A 25,335-nucleotide genomic window follows, 5' to 3' on the forward strand; every position below is an offset into this window, starting at 1 on the left:
ACAGGAAAGGTTTAATTTACGATCCCTCCTATGGGGTTATGCACTCTCAATTATATAGGTAAATTGCAATTTCCAACATATCGGAAAATGACTATACTGACGGTTTTGTGATCCTTTTACCAAGAGACTCAAAAATAAACCCTCCATCAGTTTGAACAGAAGGAGGGTTTTCTTACTGTCTATTTAATTATTTTTCACATATACGCGGAAGTAATCTAAGGAGAACGCTGCTGGGAACGAAGAGGCAACTGGATTATTATTCGTATTTCCACCCATGGCTAGGTTAATGAGAACCTGAGGTGCTGGGCCATCCCATCTAAATAGCGTTCCTTTAACTAGGGTTCCATCTACCCACTTCTGAATATTGCCTTCCTTCCAAATGAGCGTATATAGATGGTAGTCATCTGAAAAATCCGTTCCAGGATGCCAGACCCATTGATTCGTCATGATGCTGTAATAATCAGAAAATACACCATCACCATGATCAAATCCCGTCCAGTCATACGTATTCTGTGTAGGTGTATCAAAGAATTCAACGATATCTATTTCAGAAGTCGTAGATCCAGCACCACCAGGAGAATACAGCCAGAAGGCAGGCCAAGCTCCCACTTTTTTAGGTATTTTAGCTCTTAGCTGAAAAATATAGGTCTTCCCATCGTAAGGATAAAAGGTCTCCTTCGTCGTGATTTGGCCGCTGCTTATTCCTCCATCATAGACGCCGCCTAAGTTTGGTGTTGCTGTTAACTCCAAAGTTGTAGATGTTAAATTATGATTTGTGCTATTAATAGATTGATAACGCTGCCATTCATTATTAATGACCGTTGTTCCTGCTACACCGTAAGCGTTAAATGAATTGGAAAGGGATGTGATACTGTTGACGTTACGTGATGTTCCAAACGAGTAATCTCTAAATAACGTATAACCCGTAAGGTCTGGTCCACTTGGGGGTGGAGTTGTAGTCGTAGTCGTAACAATGTTTGGTGTGGTTGTTCCTTCTTTCGTGGAAAAAGTAACTTCATTTCCGGAGATACCCTTTAAAATGATGGAATACGTTCCATTGCCATTCACAAGTGGTTTAACATCGAAGGAATAGGTCGTTCCTGCCACAAAAGTCATATTTTTCGATGATAACAAGGCACCTAGAGCAGGCTGGAAATTCCAAGCAAGTGTTGTCTGATTCCAAGTATCATTACCTGTTCCAGCATATGCGCCTATATTCGCTACTCCACCAACGATACACTTCACATTAAGAACAGCTGTTGTAATGGTTCCCGAGTTACTGACATTGAATTTCATGTACGATCTTTTGTCTTGCGAAAAATTCACTGCCATCGTTGTTGCTGTAGGTCCAATTAAACTTGTTCCCCACATGGTTGCATCATCCGAAGCATTACTGGTTACAGTTGCCGCATTAGCTTCTTTACTTTCAACAAAAAACAAAGTAGATAGAACCATTAGAGTGACCAATAATGACGATATAAAAGAAATTTTACTCTTAATTACCATATTTTTAACCTCCAGTTTTTCAAAGCATTTCATGAAAAACGCTATCAATTTTCACAACATATTCCCCTGCTAATGTTCTGAACTGACCCCCTTCCTCCGACATGCACATGTTAGAGAAGAACCACTTGCTAATTCATGTTGGGCATAAGTAATCATATTATTAATATCTCAGGCTCAACAACGAACTTATGTGATCTAATTGACGATATTATGACAAGATTTAAGTTTTGGGACAAATTTGGTCTGCAAATATTCTTTATTTTGATAAATTAAATAGCCCTACGATTTCTCGTAAGGCCAGTATTAATTAGCTGTATTTTCAATACTAATCTAATAAAGCAACCGCCCATCCCGAAACCACACAACCCGCCGATCATGCGTAATTACAATAATATGTCACAGAGTTATTTATTGAACTTGTAAAGGCCCTCATTTTGGGAGCATCGCTATTCTTAGGAGTATGGGATAGACAAGCGCTAAATGAGAGTTGAGTAACATCAGCTGCTGAGGGATCAGTCGATAACGTCGTTCTTATACGAATACCAATACGATTCCCCGCTGCGACTGTTAATGTTCCTCCCAGATTTATTTTGGTTGCTGTACGGTATTCATAAAAATCCGGCCTTACCGATTATTTGCCCGTTTGTTTGTTGTTGCGTTTTGTCGGAGGACAAAAACTATCGATAAAAGACAAGTTATACTGGAAATGTATGTTAGCCAAATACCTCCAAAACGTTATCAACGAGGATGCTATGCCTTCTCTGCTACTATTACAACGAAACCAGTAGGAGTAATAGTAGCAAAAAATGGTTAATAGAGTGTGATAGTAAGATAGCAGAGCCTAGGTCAATTGTGACCACAGGCTCTGCTATCTTACTATCGGCTCTACCCAAAAGAAATATTTCTAAGGTACTACCCTGCTCACTGTTGTTTGAATAATACGAGCTTCCAAGATTATTCGTTGCCTTTACCCGATAATAATATCTCGTTCCAGTTGGCAGTCCAGTATTGCTGTAAGCTTCAATATCCGGTATGCCATTTGAATTATAAATCGCCACCCAACCAGAAGTATCCGTTAGCGATTGTTCTATTACATAACTGCGTTCTGCCATTGTATTATCCGACCAAGTCAGATTGATACCCCCAGTTGCTCCTGCTGTGGAGCTTAAAACTGTAGGAGCTCCTGGAAGCCCATAACCAACATAAAGCGGTAGTATAAAAGACTTGACGATTGTTGTCGTATTATTCTGTTCCGCTTTGCGCCATGAACCGCCTGTTTGTAGTGTCGAGGAAGTCAGGAGCAAGTTTGTGCCCCCTTTTGTTTCATCTACGATTGTACTAAAAGCTCCTTGAGATGTAATGACTCCTCCATTGTCTGAAACTGATCTGGATTCCTCGCAGCCTTAATAAGATGTACTTGAAGCATTATCAATAAAAAACGGCGTACTTCCAGCACTATTTACAGCTGTCGTTTCAGCCTAATACTTCTGTCGCTCCTCCATTTATGGTCTTAATTAATGTCTGTGGCCACTCGGATTTCAGCCCCAGAATCCATAAACGCGAACCATCATTGACGATATTTGAATTACCCTGCTCCGGATTTAATTGACGTGCCAACACTTTTTGGTTTTTGAAAATAAAGGCAGGCTGCACCGTTGTATCCGGTGTCTGATTCGGAATCACATGGAAATCTTCGATATAGATTTGCCCTGCACCTGTCACATTGCCGCCACTGTGCTCTAACGGAACTGCCTGCCCACACTACACAATCACCGGAACTCCTATTTAACATGCATTTTGAAATCCTGCGAATGAGCGAGCATTCGTGAGAAAATGGAAAGCGAGGATGTTACCTGAACGATCCTCAGGCCAAGCTATATGATCTATTCGGGGTTAAGTTGTCTGTTGATCACTTACCCTTCAAGCTATCGACGCGTTCATGCAATCAAACCTCCGAATAGGTTCGTAGGTCTGAAAAGTGGGTAAAATCACAAGGCTCCAGCATCTCTTGCTGTATAAAACGAGGGGTACATTGGACGATAGTTCAACTCATCCCTAATGCGAGTTGTATCCACGATCATGTCCCATGGATTGAAAGGCTGCTGTGCGGCTTCAGCCTCTAACCGGTCGGACTGATGATGAAGCTGAAACAGCTCTGCTACAGTAATCGGGGAATCATCGGCGACGTTATAGATGCGACCGTCTATACCGGGAGTGGAAGCAGCAAGCAGTAATGCTTGGCTTACATCCGCATGATGGGTCATATGAAGACGTTTAGCGGGTTGCCATTTACTCATCATCGGCAGGAATTCGGTAACATGAGGATCACTTTCTCCATAGACAAAAGCAAGCCGTACGATGCGAAGTCCAAGTCCCTTCTCCCGATGAAGCTGGAGTAAAGCTTCTTCAGCTATTTTTTTGGTCTGAGGATAAGGGTATGCAGGTTGCAAAGGGTCATTCTCTCGGCTCGGTCCACTGGTATTCCCAGTGCCATACACGAGGTTCGTACTGGCAAACACAAACCTTGGAACATCCGCCTTCAAGGCAGCTTCCGCTAAAGAGATGCTTGCATCGATGTTTGACTTTCGCGCAGTTGCTTCATCTACACCGCGAAATTGCGCCGCCAGATGTACAACGACATCTATACCTCTCAGCGCGTAAGCAAGACTTTCCGGCTGCAAAAGATCACCTTCAATAACGTTGACACCTTGCTGCTTTAGCATACCCGCCTTCGTCGCGTTCCGTACCAACACGCTAACGTTATGACCGCGCTGCAGTAAGCGTGGTACGAAGCGGCTTCCTACTTTTCCTGTTGCTCCTGTTACAAAAATATTCATATTCGAGTACCTCCTAAGTTTTGTTGGTGCTATACTTACAGTATTACAGATACTGGAATCATTTGCCTTCCTGCGCTTATCGTAGGTTTGGCAGTGTCAGGATAAGGAGAATCGTATATGGGAGAGATTTCTTCTAGCTTATCGCTGGGCGAATTTTTGCGGGCACGCCGAGAACGTCTTACTCCGGAGGAAGTGGGGTTACCTTCATATGGGCGGCGTCGAACGCCTGGACTGCGGCGTGAAGAAGTGGCCCAGCTTGCTCATATGGGTACTTCGTGGTATACCTCCTTAGAGCAGGGCAGAGAGGTGAACCCATCGGCTCAGGTGCTTGATAGCTTAGCCGAAGCGTTAAAATTATCAGTCGATGAGCGGCGTTATCTTCATATGCTGGCAAGGACAGCAGAAGCGGAGGAAGCGGAACCTGCTCAAGAGGTAATCGTTGGTTTGGAGCGAATGTTGCGGGCTCTTGAACCGAATCCTGCTTAAAGTACGCAGTTCGACGACTAGAAAACTTAGGTTATTCTGTAACCATTTCAGAAGTCTCCTAATTCTTTTAAGAAACCCAATACCTCTTTATTTCAGGCGCTCCACCCTTTTTTTAAATTGGATTAGCTGCGTCTTCTTTACTATTGACTTTTTTGGTGACTGTAGATTTAATTTTCATGGGAGCGGGGGGAAGGACTGCTACTCGGCAGCCCTTCACTGTTTAACTATCGATATCCGTTAGCTCCCAAGGCCATAATAACAAAATAAGAGACCGGAACCCCAACGGAGTCCCGGCCTTCATCCTATCCAACCTCACTCAACTTCCCATCCCGAAAATACACAACCCGCTTCGCCTGCTGCGCAATCGCTAAGTCATGCGTAATCAACACAATCGTCCTGCCCTGCTCATTCAGCCGCTTAAAAATCCCCAAAATCTCCGCACTCGTCTTCGAATCCAGCGCACCGGTAGGCTCATCCGCCAGGATAATCGCTGGATCGCCCGCCAACGTCCGGGCAATCGCAACACGCTGCTGCTGCCCGCCGGAAAGTTCAGACGGCAGATGCCGCCTGCGGTCCAAGATATCCACCGCTTCCAGCGCTTTCATGACAAGCGGCTTCCGCTCCTTGTTACTCAAGCCCCGATAGATGAGCGGAAGCTCCACATTTTCATACACATTAAGCCGTGGCAGCAAGTTAAAGCTCTGGAAGACGAAGCCGATCTTCCGATTCCGGATCTCAGCCAACTGTGAATCCTTCATCCGATTAATGGCCTTACCGTCCAGCACATAGTCCCCACGATCCGCAACATCTAAGCAGCCCAAAATGTTCATCAGCGTCGATTTACCAGAACCCGACGGACCCATAATCGCCACGAACTCGCCGTGATCGATCTCTAACGAAACATCGTCCAACGCACGAATTGTCTCTCCACCCATCACATAATTCTTACTCACATGCTCAATCTGGATTAAGGTCATGCTCTTCGCCTCCATGATCTGAAGCCAAATAAATGAAGTATGCGACTCATTAAGCACACTCGACCGACCTTACCGCTTCGCCTTATAAAACTCATGATACAGCTTCATGAGCGCCCGCTTCTCAATACGCGACACATAGGACCGCGAAATCCCCAGCTCCTTCGCAATCTCCCGCTGCGTCCGCTCTTCCCCGCCAAGCTCCAACCCGAACCGCCCGACAACAACTTCCTTCTCGCGGTCATCCAAAATCTCTAAGTTCCTATAAATCTTGCTCTTCTCTATCTTCAATTGAACCTTATCTACGACATCGTCGGCTTCCGTACCGAGGATGTCGATCAACGTGATTTCATTCCCCTCTTTGTCCGTTCCGATGGGATCATGCAAGGACACATCCTTGCGTGTTTTCTTCAGCGAGCGAAGATGCATAAGTATTTCGTTCTCGATACAACGCGCCGCAAACGTTGCCAGCTTTGTCCCTTTGTTTGGGGAAAACGACTCAATGGCTTTGATTAAGCCGATCGTTCCGATGGAGATCAAATCCTCTAGATCTTCTCCGGTGTTGTCGAATTTTTTGACGATATGCGCGACTAACCTCAAATTGTGTTCAATTAATTTATTTCTAGAATAATCATTGCCTTCGGCCATCAGTCTAAGATGTTTTTCTTCTTCTTCCTCAGTTAAAGGTTGTGGAAACGCGTTATTTTTGACGTAGGATACAAGTAATGTTAACTGCTTGATTAAAACAGCAATCGCACTGAAAATCCCAGGCATTCCAGCCACTCCCTTCGATGTTTGCGGATCCTAGCTGTTACGGAAGCCTCCGCTTTAAAGATTAGTATTAGTGTATGTGGGTTTGTGCCTAGAAGTGCATGTACGGAATAAGTTACTTGAATTCGTCTGCTTCTGGAAAAATTTCTCACTTGAGCTAATTAAACTTGAGAAAACTAAGTCAGGCAAAGAACAGACAGTTGTATTGAGAACAGATATGGGTAATGTCTTAAACCTTTATTGCAAAGTAAGAAACCTATCGGATGATGATGTGCTTATTAAAAACAAACATAGCCGTCCAATGCAATATGGAACGGCCCGTAGATTATTTAAAGAGTACATAGTTAACTCAAGAATTCCTGATTATCATCTGCACGTAACTAGACACACTCTCGCTACTCATTTATTTGAGAATGGTAGCGAGTTATCCATAATTCAACAACTTCTTCGACACAAAGATAAACAAACAACAGTTGCATATGTACACCCTAATTATGTCAGGATCTATGGGATTAAGGTGAAAAATAATAAAAAGTTATATGAGCAGTTAAGTCCAATGCTGAATTATGATGAACTTGATTAACTATACTAGTTAGTGTTGCTCCAATTCACTTCACAGAATCATTATCCTTACATGCTCTGTATGTGGGAACATATTGGCATGTGATTTGATCTGTTGCAATCCGCAGAAACCTTGATTTGACGGGTTTTTTCAATTAACTTCTGATCTGTTTGGCTACAATTCGGCGAACAGGCTGCAAACAATGCAACACAAGCGGACACGACGGCAGCTTGTAAAGTTGGATTCCAACTTGAAAAATAGCTTTAATGTCCCTCCTCTCCTGTGAGCCTCCCGCTCGATGTGGCGGGAGGCAACGACTACCTTGCTATTCCTTCTTAGTTAAAACTTATACTTCACGATTAACATCAGTTCTTCTAAGTTTTTCATCTGATCCACACCTACGGATAACGCAAAAGATTGATCCAGTGAGATATCCTCTTTATTCCCAAAGCAAACATTCCAATCGTCGATCCGGTTAAGCAATAGGTTTGCTTCATCGATTTTTATTGTAAAGCTGACCGGATCATCCTTGACTTTGGCCACGAACATGACGTGTTCGATAGCGGCTTTAAGAGTTTGCGCCATAAAAGGTAATCTGGTTTTATCGATCTTCAGATCGACGCTGCCATTTTTGCGGAGCACGTTCCATTCACCGGGCAAATCATGTTTCATGTTCAAAGCGATGTGCAGGCCCGTTTCGTTCAGTTCCTGCTCCATATTCTCGAGCTGCTTCGACAAAGACTTGATCGCTCCGGATTTCAACCGCTCTCCGCCTTCGCAGGATGTGTATTTGACATGCAAAATCGCGTCCGAGATTTTACTGTAGTCGAATTGCCGGAAGTTCGGCATTTCGAGACGCCACCTGCTGATGACCCCTGCTCCTTCGAACGGCAAGTACCTTTCGTCCTTGAAGCTAAGCTCGAACACCCCGCTGTCGTTCTGAGCGCTGCTGGCCGCGATCGCGCTGATCGGAATATTGAATGTGCTGAATCGTCCGTCCGTCTGTTCGGTATCTTCCACGTAGTCTTTGCCCCCGATTGAAGTGTTTCGAAACTTGTTCTCGAGCAGACTTAGCGTCGCGTTAACACCGGTGTAAGGTCCGACGATGCAAGGAATCGAAAGGGATACCGACTTGATGCGGCGTTTGTAATGACCTGGATAATCCATATCGAACAACACTTCCGGCAGCGTGAATTCGCATTTGCCGGCCTCTCTGAGTTGGACGACGGCAAGCGGATTGATTTGGTAAAGAGAGATTGGCTTGACGATTTCGTAATCGTAGCCTCGCTCTTGCTGATAAGCCGCTTCCAGTTGCTTCAGCCCGACGTATAGCTGCTCACCGGCGAGCAGTCCATTCCGACCAGCATCGTAATAACCAGATTGGATGAAATTGGTGCTGGTGACGCCTCTATCAAAGCGATAGACGAGCTCGGCTTTTTTGGCAAGCTCGTAAGCCAAGGTGTATACCTGGTGATGCAGCGTATTTAAGTTGTCAGCCATCCAGACGTATAGCTCTTCGTTCGAGTATTTGTTTCGGATGAAATCTTCCACTTCGTTGGCGTTATCGATCGCCTTTTGCTGGTTTGCGATTTCTTGGTTCGCAATTTCGATTCGGATGAGATTGGCGATAATTTGCTTGTCGATCTGTTTGAGCTCGAATCCGGCTGAGCTGGCTTGGTGAATTCGATCTTGAAGGGCGCGGGTTAACCCGCCCTTCTTGCCCGCTTGATTAGCCCCGAACGACAAGTCGCTGGCCCTGACTTGCAAGCCTTTGGCCACGGCCTGCGCAGCCGATCCCAAAAAGCTGCCGCCCCAAGCAACGCCTGCTCCTACGCCAAACGGTTTCCCGTCCATGGTGAAATTCGGAATCAGATGTAATGCACCGGCCAGTGTCTCCGAAATGCCCGACCAACGAGTAAAGTCCTGCGCTTCGCTCGCTTTTTCCATGTCTTCCTTTTCAAATGGAATGAGCTTCAACCCGCTATCCCCGTCTACCGTCACGATCTCGTTGGGAATTCCGTTGAATTCGACCGTATCCGAAGGAACCAAGCTTTCGTCGAGACCGCTTAATTTCAAGTAATATTTCATTCTGAATTCGGGCGATACGCGATTTTGCCTCAGGCTCTCGAGGTTTTTCTGTGCTTCGTCCAGTTGCTTCTTCTTGATTTCCATGAGGAGATTTTGCATGACTCCCTCGTGTTTGGCCCGGAGGAGCGTAATCGTCTCGTTGTTTAGTTTTTCTTTGGCGGAAAGCATAGCGCCGCCCAACGCCTTCAGCTCATTGCACAATTCCAGTGCCTTCTGAAGCAAATAATAGAAGCGGTAGTTCGGCATCGGCGTATGAAGATCATTCAATACCGAAGCTAGACTTAGCCCGTGAGCCGCGGCTTGTACGAGCAGAGCCGGGTCGATCGGCGGTTCGAACAACGGTAGCTTCCGGAAAACCCCTTCGATATTTTGGCTATTTCGAATCTTAAACAATCTGTCGGCTAGCGTATCCCAATAGCCCATCAGCTTGGGGTTGTTGGGGATACAGAAATACAGCGACGAAGCCGTGCCGTAAATATTGGCGGAAGCAAGCTCTCGATTCGCCAAGCCGATCGGCAAATCCGTTTGATTGCTGAACGGCGCCACCAGTTCCAGTTCGACCATCGCGTTGCCGAACGCATCCCACTTGTCCAGCAAACTCATATAGGTTTGGGGTTGAATCTTCCCTCGCTTCGGAATCATCATAGGCTGCGGACCGAATATATGGCCTGCCAACACGTAACATTGTATGGCTTGGTTGATCGATTCGATCGTATCCTGACGGAAAAGGTAGTCACCCCATGCGATCAAATTGTCAACGTAGCTCATCACGACCCATTTCATGTAAGCAACAGGCCTGCCGCGCGCCACCACGTGAGGCATAAACGGCTTGTCCCGCCATTCGTTGATGGCTTGATCCTCCGTATTCGGTTTGAGATTGTCGAATATATTATCGAGCACCCGTTGGCTATTGATGTTCCGAAACGGCATGAACTGCCAAAAGCGCGTGGCGTCTGAGCCTTCGGCGAACGGATTAAAGACATAGTGGAACCACTTCATCGCTTCTTCGAATTGTTGGGCTTTGCTGAGCGTATTGGCTATCATGACAGGCGTGTGGAAAAACAACTCCCACGTATAAAGCGAATACGGTCTTTTAAGCTCGTGGTAGATAAGATTAGTCCCGATTGGCAGGTTGGCCGGCTGATAAGGACCGAAATTAACGTCCGGCATCGACAAATTCCGTTTGAAGAAGAGCTCCAGTTTGCCGGAGTTCATCAGTTGCAATAAATCCTTGGAATTGGAATAGTAAAAGTCGGTGTCTTCCGGATATAGACCTTGAACCATTTCTTTGGCGTTGTCTTCATGAAAATAAATAGTCGTATTCTGTCTTTGCAGACTGACGGGATCGATTTGCCAGGAATACATGTTGTCGAAGTTGTCTTGATTAAAATAATTGATATTAAAAGATTCATTCAACAACTTTGCACTTGTCGATACCAGAGCGGAACCGTTAAACTCGAATGCACCTTGGTACGACGGATCCAATCCCCATTGATCACCGATATTGATGATTACGCTACTATCACTTACGATGGGAATGAACCTGCAATACTGAAGATCGTGATACGTGCCAATAGGCTGAGTAAAGACGGCGCCGGTGCTCACTTGCTTCTGCGTCCATTTGCCGTTTCTGTACTCGCTCCACGCCATTTTGATTTCATAGTATTCCGTTGGCTGCGTTAAGCTGCCGGGATCATCAGCATACGATTTAACGTTGATGCCGTTCAGATCCTCGGATTGTGTTTTCTTCATCATTTGCGGGAAAAAGACGAGCAATCTATCATTCCATACGACTGGCGTAAGGAAGCTTCCGGTGTCCTTGAGAAGTGACTTTTCCACTTCGTAGCTTGGAATGTCGACCTGCATCTTCTCCCACGGATACCAGTTCATTCCCTTTAATTCCACGTACCTGTAATAAAAAACATGCGGTGCGCTGCGAGTACGGGCGAAAATATGCAACTTAGCATTTTCGTCGGTTGCCGTTCCTTCGACGTATAATCCAACCACTTCCATATTAGACACTTCATCTAACTTGTAAAGATAGCTCTTGAGCGCGTCGGTGACATTGGATTTGGTAATATCCTTTTGCAGCAGCTCGCTTTCCAGTTCCTTGAAGAAGGGACTTTTGTCGTCTCGAAGATTCGATAAGATCAAATTCTCAGAATACAGGAACACTTTGCGGTTCGCTTCCCAAACCCTGTAATTTTGCATCCAGTCCCAGCGCGGTCTGTCCAACAATTCGGAGGGGATACCTTTCTCGAGACCAAGGAAGCAACGCTGCACAAACAATTGAACGGACGAAATCGCCTGCTTAATGCGCGAGGTTTCCACAACCGGCTCCATCTGCACATCAATGAGGAAATATTCGAATAGTCCGTTCGCATCGATCACGTTCCGCTCGATCAGTTCTTTTTGTTGCAACAAATAAGCGATCAGTGCATGCTTCTGATTGTTTCGAAGCTCGTCGCTCAGCGGCTTGACGACTTGTTCCCAGTCCGTCTGGTTGTAACGTGCTCGAATCGCATGCTTGATGCTGTCGGCGATTTTGCGGCGAACGTTAAATTTAGTGCCCGGTACCGCCCAATCGAAGAGCAGGTCGATGTCAACTCCGATTTTGTCGGCCACGGCCAGCGCTTTTTGCAGCTTCAGCAGGCTTTGTTCATTGCGATAATCTCCAAGGTTGGCAAGATCAAAGTGGGAAGCCGCGATCAATTTCTTAATGCGTTCCGGCTTCCAAGTCGTCAGCTCTGCGATTTTAACCGGAAGCTCGTTCTTGTCCGAATCTTGATCGCGTATCCATTTCCAAAAGCCGAGCATGTTCAATTTCGCCTGCGGCAACGAATTCCGCAACCGGACGTAAGCCTCCAAGCGTCGCCACTGTTCAGGGGAAGGGGCTTTAAACTCAAAGCCACCGAAGTCTCCTTTGTTCCCGTCTATAAATCGGATTTCGTCCGCGCTTAATTCGAACGTGGAAATCAGCATGGCCGCTTTTTTCAGTGCGATTAGGGCGGGCTCGCATCGTTTGGTCGCGAACCCCGGAATTAATGCCGTGGAAGGGATCGCACTGACTTCCGTTGACGGCGTCTTCCAGTAGATTTGAGTAATATGAATACCCGAGGCAACCAAATTCACCAACGTGCCGGCGTGCAAGGTTTGGGTGTCGCTCCACCATTCTTTCCCGTTTACCAGGTCCTCCTGTTCGGTAAAAACAAGAGCTTTCCCATCCATGCTGACGGCAGGTTCCGTGTCGCTGTCTCTAACAACGAAAGTATAGAGGGCATCGGAAGCAGGATTCACGTACACCTCCCACTTCGCTTCATTAGGGTTCGCGCTTTCTTTGATATTTTCAAAGATGCCGTAAATCGGCTCATCGGACGCGTCCTGTTTCAAAACCTCCGAAACCAAGGCCTCGACGATTTTGGCATCGAGCCCGACAAACCCGGCAAGCATATTGATCACGAAACGATGGGAGAGCTGCTGGCGCAAATAGGGAAGATAGATTTCCAGGAAAGCTGCCCGTTTGGGGCCAGCGGTATTCGGATCGGCTTCTCCATCCGGTATTTTGTCGAGCGGCTTGCTGATGTCGCCGGAATGAAAAAGGGTAATGATTTGCGGTTTATCGGTGTCCGTTTGCGCTTGTTCGATCACGCTGGCCAAAAGTTCGTTGAACATTTTGTCCTGCTGCTTTTGAATGCGAACTAAAGCATTGGCCCACTCGAGGCTATTATCGATGGCTTTATAGTCGTTCTTTTCGGCCTCGGTCAATATGCCCGTAATCTGCAGGATTCCTGTGGATGGGTCGTATTGGAGCTTGTTTTTGAGCGACTGGGTGTCTTTCAACGCGATGTTCAATTTGGAGGGCGCTTTGGTCTTGAATACGTTCGTGCCTTCCAATATACCGACGATTTTATCCACCATGCCGCTTTCAAATAGCAGACTTGCCTTGGAACGGACGAGTTCTCCGGTCGCTTGCTCCTGGATATTCAGCATTTGTGCAGCCGGATCTTGAATGGCGGGGTCGGCTTTTAAATTTTGGTGCGCTTCGTCAATGGCATTGAGGCCGTCATACAGTGTTTTGCTTAACTGCAATACGTTGAGCTCGGAGGGGGCAAAAGGTTTATTCTCATCGTCCACGCCCCGAATGATGTAATTCAGCTGCTGCGGAGTAAATCCGGCTGCTTGCATACGATCCCAACGTTTGAGGAACAGAAGCGTGGAATGGGCGTCCGCAAAGAGAGGTTCGAATAACGGCAGTATTCGAATGAATGTCGGTATTCTAAGGCCTAGCGCTTTGGACAATAATCGATAGCGATATAGAACGGACAAGTTGTCCAGCGTCAGTTTATTCTCCAGTTTGGCATCTTGCATGATGGCTTGGATATCGTCCGCAGAGAGATTAAGGGCTGCCATCACGACCGGAACATGATTGAGCAAGGAAGTGTCTGCCAACAAATAATGACCGTTGTCGTCCGCCTTAAAAATCTTGTCGATGCCTCGCACGTTATGAGTCAGGAATAATCGCTCATAGAGCGATTTTTCTCCCACGGTGCCGATTGGGCTCCAAAAAGTCAGCAGCTTGTCCAGCTCGAGACTGGTTTGATCCAGCAGTTTCTTAACGGCGACAAGCTGATGAATGAGATTCGGGTTAATGGCTAGCGGATGCTTGATCATATTGCCGCCGCTACCTTCGCAATCCTTGCAATCTTCGCAGCAGTCGCAGTCATCCTCCCCGCAGTTTTCGCACAGTGTTTCGTCTTCATGAGCGTTATTTTGCTGAGCAACGTAGTTCGCATGGCTCAATCCCGCAACCGCTTGATCGGTCTCGGAGATCGTCCACCCGAGCTTGCGCCACAGGCGCAAGAAACGATGAATACGGTCGTACTCTTCAATCATTAAAGGCGTGCCGTCCAAATGCTGAAGCAGCGCCGTGTCGAGATTGCAGCTGTCTTTTTGCTCCGTGTAGATCAAATGCTGTTTTCCGTCCATGGCCATAAAGACGCCTTTCTCGCCTTTATCGCTGACGAAAGAAGCGCCTTGCAAAATGTTGGCATCTAGCCAAGCATGTTCGTTAAGGGATACCTCACCGGTTTTTCTATCGATTGCGCCTTGTTCAATGCCGTCGACATTATAGATTTTGCAATCGATGACTGTTGCAAGCTCTCGAGTTGCATTCCCTCGAACCGATTTATACAGCACTTTACCGTTCGCGCAGCCTCTTCCGCTCTCGATGACGATCATTTTGCCCGCTTTCGCGAATTCGCACTTCACCCAGCGCCGGATGTCTTTATCGGAGATATCCGGATTGTTCGAGTCGGAATTCGCGCAATCCGTAACATTGCGGTTGGTGAGCAATGCTACCTTTTCTTTCAACGAGGGAACAAGTTCGGCCAGCTTTTCGTAATTGACGAGTAAATCGGCCATTGCGTCGATTCCGTTTGCTTTGGCGTAGTTTTGCAGAAACCGGTAGTTCACATGCAGGCTCTCCATGATCGCTTTGGATTTGCCTTTGGGCATATTCGGGTTAATATATTCCGTCTTCAACAGCTCTACCAAATTCACGTAGTCGATGCCAGTGCGGCGCAGAAACTGTTTCTTGATGAGGGTAAGCCCCTCGTCTCCCATCATCGTTTGATCGTCGTCAAAGCCGTAGTATTTGCTGACTGGTTTGACGCCAATCGTTTGCCGATATTCGTCATCGGTGAAGTTTTTCTTTTTGAGCTTGTCCATCAGGTCTTTCGTTTCGAAGCACTCTTGGGTCAAGATCACGTACTCTTCCATCGTGAGCCCGAGAAATTCCGCGTCGGCGGCGCGATTCAATGCTTCGTTCTTCAGCCGAACGACTTCGTCATCTCCATCCTTTACCTTTTTCCGGAACGTCTTGATCAGTTCGTAACGGCTCGTGTCCAGATGCTTCAAATAGATTCTTTCGGCGTCGATTGGTTGATGATAAGGCAGCGTGAACGGATACACTTCATTTTTTAGAATGCAATACGCCTGATATTCGGTATTCTGGGGCTCGGCAAGCAGCTCCCCGCTCGTTTCGTCTTCCACGTTAAACGCTTTAAGACGCTTGAAGGCCACGAAATTTTCCATCACCTCGTTAGCCAAATCGATATACGGCAAGACGGTGTTCGTATTTTCGCAAGTGAGCTTCAGACAACCCAAATCGGGCCTGCGATCGAACAGCTTCTCGAGAGGCGTGCCGGATATATCTTTCGGGTCCGCCTTTTTCTTGAGCGGGTCCAGGGCATCGAGATCGGGATCCAGATTGTTATTTCGAATATATTGAAGCAGTTCCACGTAATAGGCAGCCGCGCTATAGACGGACGTGCACTCTCCGCATTCGCAGAAGTCGGCATCGCCAAACAGCAAGTCCCAGGATAAATTACGGTCCTTTGGCGATTGCTCGGGCTTGCCCATGCTGTTGTCGATCATGGCGACGCCCGTGCCTCTGTACGCTTCGCTTATCGACTGAATAGCATGCTCGTTGCGTACGCGCAACATTTGCGCGTTCGTGTGAATTTGAGCAAGCGTTTTTCCGTCCAAACCGCTCTTGCTCATCATCGTTTGGAATTGCGTTTGCGGCATGGATGAGATTTGCATGGCCGACAGCATCTTCGTATTGTATAGTACGGGCACCGCATCCACATCCGGACTTACGGCGGCTATACGCTGCAGCGTTTTGAGCTGGGTCGTCACCGCTTCGTGATTTTCAGAAGGGATATCTTCCAGCGCCTTGTCGTTGTTCAGAATGTCATAAATTGAAGTCGTTTTGATATTGAAATCGGGATGCTTGTCCAGTACCTGTGCGACATTGCCGCCAATGGCGTCGTTTAGAATAGGTACTTTCGGGTCTCTAATCAAGCTTGTTAGCATCGCCGTCGACTCCATGCGGAACAGTTCGCGATGCAGCTTTCGCGCATAGGTTTGCTTGTCTTCGTCGTTCCCCTCTGGCGCATAGGTTATCGCTTTGTCGACGAATTGCTGCTTGGTGAGCTTGGTTGCCAAATCGCGTATGGAATTTATGTCGGGGTCTTGCTGGAATGCCGAGATGAGTTCAGCGTTGCCTTTGCTAAAATCGGCCAGCCGGTTCGTGAATTCCAGCTTGTTTAGAATATCCGTCTCGAAAAGTTCGTCGTTGGCGAGCTCCGCTTTGATGGCCGACCAATTCCCGCTGTTGGTTTGGTATTTATCTTCAAAGATCTTCATTTGTTTGTCGGATTTGAAATCAGATTTGAATAAATTAAATTTATCCACAGGTTGACTCTCCTTCGTTTGGGATATTTATTCATCAAGGCCAAAATATATTCTTCGATCTACAATCCAGAGATGATCCTCCACATAAATCAAGGCTTGTGGATGATCGTGAATTACAATAATGTTGCTGTCATCGCTCCGGTAACAAAATACGGGCCAATATCGGATGAAAATATCCCATCTGGTTTCCACGGCATAACTCTCACTCCAGAAAAATGTGATCGTACAATCGGGGTTTACGTCCAATTCAACATTAAGAAAATTTCTCAATTCTTCTTCTTTCTCCGAATCGCCCCACCCGCAATATGGATAAAAAATATTGACCTGATCTCTTTTTACTTTCTCTATCAACATATAATGATGACCTTTGGAACTAATCCAACGTTTCCATTGTTCCGTGCTATACTCTTCGCTTAATGGTCTGATCTTTTCTAGGTCTACCGAATTCGGCTTCAATTCTTCGACTTCCTCTTCAAGAAATCTCCACTCAAGGCCGTAATCCTTCATTGGCACGTATTTTAACAACATTTTCACCTCGATCATTAGGAATCGATTTCGTTATTTTTTGGGCGTTGGTGGTTCGTCAAAGAAAATATGTCCGTCTCCTTTAGCATTGCTGCCCGTCTCCCAATCCCACCATTTGAGATGCGGTTTTGTATTGCCAACGGCAAGCTCATCTTTGTTGACAGGGTGGACCTCATACCCCGATTTAACAGATGCATCTTTCGTGTAGGTTGGTATCTGTTTCAATCCCGGCTTTGCCTCCTTCAATAACGCCTCAGCTTCCTGTTGCGACGATACCTTCACATTGATCCCCGGTTTCCCTTTTCCCTGTCCCTTGCTCACGAGCTTAACCGCTTTATTCCATGCACTGGATTTAGGTTTGCCCGCGTCTATTGCATCCTTGACAACGTCCTTGACTGGGGGCTTCTGCTGGCCTCTAGAATTTCCTGAGCCGCCCGGTCCTCCGCCACCATTCATCATCGCCATCGCTAGGGCAGGAGTTCCGGAGGCAATCCCGGTAGCATTGGCCGGAATAGGAATACTCCCTGCTTGGGGAATAAACGTAAGTTCCTGGTGACTGCCGTAATCCAATATTTTGGGGATCGGTGGTTTCGGTAAAGTAGGAGGAGGGCCGCCTCGAAGCCCCCTCAACCCGATTGCCGTTGCGAGTATTTCAACAGGCAAAGCTCCGAGCTTTCTCGACCTGTCATCATCCTTTAAAGTCTCACCTGTTTTATGGTCTTTCCCCGTTACGACCTCGGAAGCCGTATCAAGAGTGCCTTTGGCTCCTGCAGCGACACCAATAGCAGCAGCTCCTGTTACAACAGCCGTTTCAGTCACTCCTAGCGTAGCTGCGATAATCGGTACAGCTGGAGCAACAACTGGAGCTAGTGCCCCAGCCGTTATTGCCACAGCAGCTACAGTGACGACAGCTATTCCAGCACCTATAGCTACTTGTTTCCAACTGATATTCCACTTGCCATTGAGATCCATTTTATTGATCGGATTATTGGTAACGTAGACGTAAAGACTCAATCCGTCCACTAATCCTCCTGGATCGCATGATGTCCACCTTCCTAGCCACGGCACATAATACCTTGCGCTATGGTACTCCAGTCCGCTCTCCTCGTCCCGCTCCATCCCCGTGTAACGAAAACGTTTGGCTGCGCATTTGATGGCGGCGTTATTCGCCTGATAGGCCGTGGTGCCGAACGGGTGAAATTCCTCGTAGCTGATGACGTTTGCCTTCTCGTCCAATTCCAAAGCAGCCGACCCGATAAGATTGTGGAGCTGATAGCGTACCGTCTGTTCGGGACTTGTTCGGCCGAGCGCAACGCCCATGATCACCCTGGGTTTCGTTTCCGTCTCGATCATCACAAAGCGGTGTTCCTTATCCAATAGACTAAGGCTTACGCGCTCTAGCCCTGCATCCGTGCCGCTGTGTTGTTTGTAAAGCTCGTAGCCGGCGATATAGATCCGCTCGTTCTTTTTGCTGGGGGTATCCCCGACATTGGCTGGATTCTCGGTAATTTTCCGTAAGCGTTGACCTTGCCCGTCATATTGGTAATAGCTCGTCTCTGGCGAGCCGCCGTCCTTTCGCTTCTGTCGGGTAGACCTTGTCAATTGCTCTTTGAAGTTCCAACCCATCTCTTCCAAATGGGGCATAGCGGTCATATAACCATGGCGTACATGGTGCGAGTAGCTGTAAGTAAAAGCGCCTACTTGAGTGCTTATCAGTCGATTGTTCGCGGCTTGATAGCGGTAATCCCGGGTCCAACTGTTGCCTGCTGCCTGTTGGCGCATTTGCAAAATATTTCCGACCGCGTCATAAAGATAGCTCTGGTTATAATTGCGCATAGCCACTGGATCGCCTGGATTAAGCCGCTGCAGGAATGCAAGATCGCTCCAATTGTCTTGGCTGTCGTAGGAGAAAGGCGCTATACTCTCTCTCCCTGAGGCTTCCACAAGACGGTAGAGAGCGTCGTAGGTAAACTTAGAAATTCCGCTTAATTTTTGATTGCCGAAAAATTGCGCTGGAATGTTTTTGTCTTCGATGTGGGTGATATTGCCTGAGGGATCGTAGGTGTACCGCCAATCCTGAAGCGGGTCGCTGTTCTTCCGTGTCGTCTCCAAACGTCTAAGCCGGAACGTCTCATTGTCGTAATAATATCGGGTGACGACGTCGTTTCCATAAACGATTGCCATGCGTTGGCCTTTTTCATTGTAGTCAATGTTTTGGATGTAGGGAGCGACTTTCGCGCTGCCCGAATGAATAATGCTTTCTCCATCCAACAGACCAGCTTCATTATAGGTGGGGAGAATGACGCTACCGTCCGGCGCGGTTTGTTTCGTTATTCTGCCGAGGGCGTCCGTTTCCGTCATGAACGTGAAGTTGTCGGATTCTAGATCCGCGTTCAAGTCGGCGTCCGTCCAGTTGGCAATGCTTTTATAGTCCTTGAACAGCTTACGAGAAGTCGATTTGGGCGTTCCTTTGAAATTGTACTCCGGCGTTTCCACTAGCCCGCCGGTGTCATAATGCCTAATAATCTGTCCTCTGATGTTCTTAAGCTCGGGATTGATCTCCGCTTCCCCATAAAAAATCCGATCAAAAATTTGGTTAAGGGGGGTTGCGCCATCACCGCCTATTACTTTGCCGTATGTAGGTCGATGCAGCACATCGTAATTATATTGGAATTCATGATCCCGCTCATCCCAAGTGCGAAGCGGATTTCCCATTATATTGTGCAGTAACCAACGTTGGCCGGCATCCATGCTACGCTGATAGACTTGGTTGCCCAGCATGTCGTATTGATATTGCATGACCGTATTGCCTCGAGCGTCAACCACTTTGCGTAGGTTGCCTTCGATATCGAGCTCGACTTTGGTGAGATAGAACTCGTCCTCGTCGCTTCGGACATGTTTATTGTGTTCCACCGACAATACGGGTCTGCCCAGCGTATCGAGATGCTGTACGTTCGGCGTTCCGGCATGCTTGGCTGCTTTTCCAGCGGCCGACTGTTCCTTCTCCGGATCTTGGCCTGCCGCAAGGAGTTCGGCATCTATTAAACGGTTGACGCGTTTTTCGTACCAAGCCGACTCGAGAACGGTATCGTTCGGATCGTATACGGTTTGTTTCCAGGAATCGAAAGTCGTGCGAGATAGCGTGCCGTCTGGCATCTCGGTTTTGACGAGCCGTCCCGGCGCATCGTAGTAAAGGATAGGTGTTACTCCGGTTTCCACCAGCTCCTTCAAATCTTCATATTGGTGCGATACAGAAAAGTACGGCTCGTATTGCTTGACGGCATTGCCCTTGTTGTTGAGCACGGTTCTGCCGTTGCCGATCCAGCGTAGCCGCTTGGGGTGAAGCAAGGAAGTATCGATTTCTTGGACGACATACGATCCGTCCGTATTGACAACCGTTTGCTTTGCCAAGCCTGGCTCGGCCTGGCTTTTCTTCATCAGCACTTGTCCCAAGCCGCCCGAATACTCGAAGGCGATTTGAACGGGGGAATCCTTGTTATTCTTGTAATGCTCTTCTCTCGTGACGGTAGCCGCGACGGCAGGCTTGCCCGAATGGAGGTATGCTTCGAGATCGTACACGAATCTTGCCGTGGCATGCTGCAATAATTCTTTGCCTTTAGATACCGGATCGAGGAAAAAATCACGAACAAGTGCATCTTCGGGCAAAGAAGCATACTCGTTCAAGCCGATCAGATCGTCGGCTTCGTCACCTTTGCCGAATATCGCTATCGCCTTTACCCGTCCCAATTCATCCGTCATGGCTTCGGTTATATTCAGATTCGGATCTATCATGCGTTGCGGAGAAAGTGTTCGGTAATTAAATAGCTCAACTCGGCTCCTATTGCCCAATGCGTCTTCCGTTTCTACTATGAAGCAGAGACAGCTGTCATATTTCACTTTCGTTATGGCACCGTAGGGATCGGTATAAGAGACGGGCATATAAAAGCGGTCTCGAGCATCGGCCATGGCTTCTCCTGGCTCGACGTATTGCGTCGTCCCCGACAGAATCCACCAGTTCCCGTCGCCTTCTCCATGAACGAACTTCCCTTCCCTCATCAAATCCTCGTTCGCTTTGGTACCGAAGATTTGATCGACGAGGGCAGTGGTATACGCCAACTGGTAGCTCTCGAACGGCAGCGCCTTCGATTCCATTCGGAAGAGCGGCAATGCGTCCTTAAGATTATCGCTGCGATAGATCGTGCGCGAATGCTCGATCAATCTCTTCTGAGACGTTCTCGGAGCCGGATTTTTATCGATCTGATGATACTCGACTTCCGCAGCGATGGCCAAAATGTTCTCAAAATCGTGTACGGAATATAGAGGGCCGCTGCGAGAAACCCCCTTCAATTCGTACGTCGCCGTTTCCGCCTGAAGCCTTACCCTGTACGCCGTGTCGGAATCGATATCGTTGGTAAAGCCGTTCTTCGTATAGGAAATACAAGTTCTGTTCTGCGCTTCTTGCACTTCGACGGGTAACGAGAGGTCCTTCTTCAACCTTGGATAAACGACCTGAGCCGACTCCAGCACATTTCCATATTCATCAAGTTTAATATGGAGGGTATGGGAAATTCGAGGATCCTCAGTGTTCCGCTCGTAGCTGCACGTGACGGCTTCGCTTTCTTTGGCGATGTATACGGCGTATCGGTTTTGCCCTTTCGGCTGCATAATTTCAATCACGCAATTATTCGTTGCCACAGAAAAAGGGGTCATCTGTCGTCGGAACTGATCGGCTGTAGGGTTCTCTACCGGAGCGTCGTAAGCAAATATTTCCATTCGGATGCCTATGCCTTTGCAGGCACGCAAAGCCTCTCTCCATTCCTGCGCACCGAGATGGCTCAAGATGGACGGTTCTACGCCGGGAGCGGCAACCATACGAACATCGGGTGGCGGAACTTCAACGTTGGCAACGGCAAATCCCTCCCGAGCCATCGCCTTGTACCAATAGTCTTCGGTGAACGGATGAAGAAGGTTGTCCACGTCTTGAAAGGCACCGGTATGGAACCAACTCTTAGTGACGACGGGATCCTGATGCAAAGCGCAATCTGCGACTTGACCCGCATCACCTTTGTTCCAATGCTCGTAATGCTGGGTATCCGTCTGCTCCACCAGACCAAAGCCTCTGAACTCCCTCTCGGCATGATCGTAATAACCGTGCTTATAGCGGTAAGAGCTAACGAATCGGCAACCGGAAATACGGTCTATGGTAACGGTTCTCGAAAGGACATGAACCGGAAAATGCAGCTTGGTCGCCCATGGTTGGCAAGCTCTCCTGTCTTCGAGATAGTACTGGGTGGAAGGCGCGTATTCCATATGAATTTCTTTGCCAAGGTTGTTTTTGTACGACACCATGACGTGCGGCTTTTTGCTGTTCATCAAATCGATGTATTTAAGCGGGGCTATCGTATCCTTAGGCAGAGCACTCGACCATACGATGCAGGCAACGCCATTGCCTAGCAAATCCGTAACAGAAACTTTTACCTGAGGATGAATTTCCGGAAAAGGATCGATTTCAATCGGAGTGGCGGCGAACGCGTTCCCGCTTAGGTTTTTCCAGCACACAAACTTATTCAGACCCAAGTAAATCAGATCGGAGGTGCCGGAACCGTCGATATCGGCCAAATGGATGTAGGATGGGTTAAACGAACCATACAGGTCAAAGCAGGGAGCCTGATCCATGCCCACCTTTGCTCCGAACCGTCCATAACCGAGATTCGGCCAATAGCAAATTTCCCCGTCTCTTATTCTCACGATATCGATCAGACCGTCGCCTGACATATCCGCAAGGAATATCGTTTGCTCAAGATCGGCGAATACAAGAGCTGGGCCTAACTCTTCATCCAAAGGCTTGCCAACCCTATGTAAGCCATCATAACCTTCTCTTCCTTCCGACTCGTACCAACAAAACACCTGATCTTCCGTAATCAGAATGTCCGGCTTGCCGTCTCCGTTCAGATCGATCATGCGGGTATAGGAATTTCTCATATCAATGTTAGGAATGCGGTTGAATGATCGAAAAGGTTGCCACCCTTCCTGCTCATTCAATTCAAAATAACCTTTCGGCTCTGCGCCCATGCTTACTAATTGCTTGCTGCCGTCCGCATCTAGATCCATTAATTGCAACCGCGAACCTACGCCAGCGAAAGAAGGTTTTGTCGAAATCTGCTGTGCTTGCTCGAATTCGCCTCCTCCTAAATTACGTTTGTAAAACCATCCTCCGCTTTCTTCGGTCAGAATACCGGAAACGCCTTCGCCCAATAAATCGACAAACTGATATCGTGGCTCGTCGAGACCTGCCGGGGCGTGCATGAGCGCATTCGAAGAAACGGCTTGGACGTCCGTGTTCCAGTCTAGCCGTTGATATTCAAACTCGGTGGGCGGCATGCTTTTCTCCGAATAGGTCCCGTCCTGCTTCTTGATGTATCCGCATTCCGTGATGGAGGTCAAGTAAGTAAAGTTCGCTTCGCTCGAAACATCGTATCCGAAGTTAACGGACTTCACCAATGCAAAACCTCCGGGCAATTCAGCAAAATGATGATACAGCAGCACCCGTTGACAAAGCCTAGTCGTTCTAATCTCGAACCCCGCCTTATATTCCGAAAAGGCGTCCAGACGATAATTCCAATCGCCGGTTTTGGAAAAAGGGGGTTTCGCACTATATTCTCCATAATCAAATAAAGTTCGGAATACGAAATCGGATTCATCCGGATAAACATCGTTTAATGTTCTGAATGGCGTTTTATTTCCATAAAGTACCTTTTCCAAATATCGATTGGTGTAGACGATTCCCCCGCTTTCCTTACGGTTTCTATTATGCAGCGCCAATTCATCAAGCCCGTTGCTATTTTCTGACTTGTAGAAGTAGCACGCGCAATTGCCTTTATCATCGAAGACAATCTCTGGCAGCCATTCATAGACTCTATTAACATTCGCAGGATCGGAGATTCTCGAATCGACGCTCCATCCGAACAGCGTCGTAACGTTCTCTTTCGTTATTACCCTCCATTTGATTTCCGAAGTGGCTTTCGACGACCATTTCTCTATCCGCGCAAATAAGCCTTCAATGCGCGGCCTATAATGCCGGATCGTAAATAATCCGTCCGCCGAATCCCTTTCTTTGAGGATATAGTTTCCGTCTGCAGCTTGGCGAAAATGGCCGTTCTCGTCTCTGGCGAATTCCGCCACAAGGTCTTCAGCTTCGAAAAACAGAAACGTATCCGATTCTTCGGCATCATCATATCGGGGAAGACCTTTATCTGTTTTGCGTTTGATAGAAGGCAGGCTAAGCGACCAGCCTAAGCCAAATATGCCGTTACCGGCACCGGAGTTGTAGCTCAAATGCAAGGATGGAGAAGCCACACCTCGGGTTGGAGAGAACGGCAGTGGTATAGAGAAAGAAGCCGTTCCGTTCACCGCATTGACGGTAAACTTCTCGTCAATTCCCTTTATGGCCCCTCCGCCTTTCGGCAACGCGATGGAAGGAACCTCAATGGCGTTCGACTTCGTTTTCCCTCGGTCCGTCTTAAGAAAAGAAGAAGAAACCGCTTCCTTGTTTTCTGATTCAATCTTCATTTTTCCACCTCATCTCACACATATTGATAAAATATTAATTGAATAAAAATAAAAAGGCTGTCGAAATTAACCGAGAGCCTGATAATAAATATAAAATTGATCAACTATATCCAATTGCAAATAGACTTCTAGAAAGCCATTTGAAAACAAGACATTAATTTTTATGGTGTAAGAGCCCTAATTCTGTACTGTACAAACTGATGTAATCATGTAATATACCGCAACATCTTGTGGCGTCCCTGAATGTATCCCAACAAATGATTGAGAAGATGTCACCGTACTCCTTGCAACGCATTTGAACGTTAATTCAGTTCTATTAGAATATTTTAGATCCGGTTTTTCTCCGATTGCCCCTTCGTGATTGTATTAGGAGCCTTTCCAGTGTATCGAATCCTTCCATATATCCAGTTATTTAATTCGTCATATCAAATTGAAATAAATTTTCCATCATCGAAGTGGTACCGACGGTATCATAACTTAAAAAGTAATGACACCACTTGATTACAATGTAGAATAAAGCCATTTAACTGTGTCATGACTTAGTGTCGTAATTCATTCGTACACGCAATAATGAAGTGGCCAATGGTAGTAATTTGAACTTCATCCCCCAAATAATGAACTCGCACCTTATCAATGAGCCATTCAACTATTCTTCTCTTATCATCAAACGAAAGTTCAGAGCCTCCATTTTCAATAAACCTGTGAATTCGTTAGGTAGCTAACATGATCTTCTCAGCATTCATGTTTCCTTCATCAAAGG

The 25,335-nt window shown here is 47.1% G+C and carries 11 protein-coding genes; 2 read left to right on the top strand and 9 right to left on the bottom strand.

Going from position 1 to position 25,335, the window contains the following annotated elements; translation table 11 throughout:
• Nucleotides 1–183 precede the first annotated feature (183 nt).
• The 4 genes from AC58UW_RS15035 to AC58UW_RS15050 form a co-directional block, all read right to left on the bottom strand.
• Complete coding sequence (locus AC58UW_RS15035; protein WP_497421446.1) at nt 184–1,539, bottom strand: CBM96 family carbohydrate-binding protein; 1,356 nt, start codon at nt 1,537–1,539, stop codon at nt 184–186.
• 737 nt (nt 1,540–2,276) lie between these two features.
• Complete coding sequence (locus AC58UW_RS15040; protein WP_497421447.1) at nt 2,277–2,810, bottom strand: fibronectin type III domain-containing protein; 534 nt, start codon at nt 2,808–2,810, stop codon at nt 2,277–2,279.
• Between the two features lie 169 nt (nt 2,811–2,979).
• On the bottom strand, nt 2,980–3,228 hold the full coding sequence (locus AC58UW_RS15045) for a hypothetical protein (protein WP_497421448.1): 249 nt from the start codon (nt 3,226–3,228) through the stop codon (nt 2,980–2,982).
• Between the two features lie 266 nt (nt 3,229–3,494).
• The gene (locus AC58UW_RS15050) at nt 3,495–4,343 is read right to left on the bottom strand and encodes an NAD-dependent epimerase/dehydratase family protein (RefSeq protein WP_497421449.1); all 849 of its coding nucleotides are present in this window, start codon (nt 4,341–4,343) and stop codon (nt 3,495–3,497) included.
• Between the two features lie 117 nt (nt 4,344–4,460).
• On the opposite strand from AC58UW_RS15050, the gene AC58UW_RS15055 reads away from it, so the two are divergent.
• On the top strand, nt 4,461–4,829 hold the full coding sequence (locus tag AC58UW_RS15055; protein WP_497421450.1) for a helix-turn-helix domain-containing protein: 369 nt from the start codon (nt 4,461–4,463) through the stop codon (nt 4,827–4,829).
• Between the two features lie 302 nt (nt 4,830–5,131).
• On the opposite strand, the gene AC58UW_RS15060 is transcribed toward AC58UW_RS15055, so the two are convergent.
• On the bottom strand, nt 5,132–5,806 hold the full coding sequence (locus tag AC58UW_RS15060) for an ABC transporter ATP-binding protein (RefSeq protein ID WP_497421451.1): 675 nt from the start codon (nt 5,804–5,806) through the stop codon (nt 5,132–5,134).
• Between the two features lie 69 nt (nt 5,807–5,875).
• Nucleotides 5,876–6,577 (bottom strand): RNA polymerase sporulation sigma factor SigK, encoded by a 702-nt coding sequence (gene sigK / locus AC58UW_RS15065; protein WP_127452517.1) that lies wholly within the window; start codon nt 6,575–6,577, stop codon nt 5,876–5,878.
• 94 nt (nt 6,578–6,671) lie between these two features.
• Between sigK and AC58UW_RS15070 the strand changes: the two genes are divergently transcribed.
• Nucleotides 6,672–7,157 (top strand): tyrosine-type recombinase/integrase, encoded by a 486-nt coding sequence (locus AC58UW_RS15070; protein ID WP_497421527.1) that lies wholly within the window; start codon nt 6,672–6,674, stop codon nt 7,155–7,157.
• Nucleotides 7,158–7,475: 318 nt separating this feature from the next.
• Here AC58UW_RS15070 and AC58UW_RS15075 read toward each other — a convergent pair whose 3' ends face one another.
• The 3 genes from AC58UW_RS15075 to AC58UW_RS15085 are packed head-to-tail and all read right to left on the bottom strand — an operon-like array spanning nt 7,476 to nt 24,575.
• A complete protein-coding gene (locus tag AC58UW_RS15075; protein WP_497421452.1) occupies nt 7,476–16,481 on the bottom strand; it encodes a Tc toxin subunit A-related protein in 9,006 nt (3,001 codons plus the stop codon).
• Between the two features lie 27 nt (nt 16,482–16,508).
• On the bottom strand, nt 16,509–16,988 hold the full coding sequence (locus AC58UW_RS15080) for a DUF2947 family protein (RefSeq protein WP_497421453.1): 480 nt from the start codon (nt 16,986–16,988) through the stop codon (nt 16,509–16,511).
• Nucleotides 16,989–17,039: 51 nt separating this feature from the next.
• Nucleotides 17,040–24,575 carry a SpvB/TcaC N-terminal domain-containing protein gene (locus AC58UW_RS15085; RefSeq protein WP_497421454.1) on the bottom strand — a complete coding sequence of 2,512 codons (7,536 nt, stop codon included), beginning with the start codon at nt 24,573–24,575 and terminating at the stop codon, nt 17,040–17,042.
• Nucleotides 24,576–25,335: the final 760 nt, after the last annotated feature.

Source organism: Paenibacillus sp. J22R160, assembly GCF_059692135.1.

Excerpts from the sequence above, each read along its gene's own strand:
- sigK (WP_127452517.1), bottom strand. The coding sequence starts at position 6,577 with ATGCCTGGGATTTTCAGTGCGATTGCTGTTTTAATCAAGCAGTTAACA.
- AC58UW_RS15035 (WP_497421446.1), bottom strand. The coding sequence starts at position 1,539 with ATGAAATGCTTTGAAAAACTGGAGGTTAAAAATATGGTAATTAAGAGT.
- AC58UW_RS15085 (WP_497421454.1), bottom strand. The coding sequence starts at position 24,575 with ATGAAGATTGAATCAGAAAACAAGGAAGCGGTTTCTTCTTCTTTTCTT.
- AC58UW_RS15080 (WP_497421453.1), bottom strand. The coding sequence starts at position 16,988 with ATGAAGGATTACGGCCTTGAGTGGAGATTTCTTGAAGAGGAAGTCGAA.
- AC58UW_RS15055 (WP_497421450.1), top strand. The coding sequence starts at position 4,461 with ATGGGAGAGATTTCTTCTAGCTTATCGCTGGGCGAATTTTTGCGGGCA.
- AC58UW_RS15050 (WP_497421449.1), bottom strand. The coding sequence starts at position 4,343 with ATGAATATTTTTGTAACAGGAGCAACAGGAAAAGTAGGAAGCCGCTTC.
- AC58UW_RS15060 (WP_497421451.1), bottom strand. The coding sequence starts at position 5,806 with ATGACCTTAATCCAGATTGAGCATGTGAGTAAGAATTATGTGATGGGT.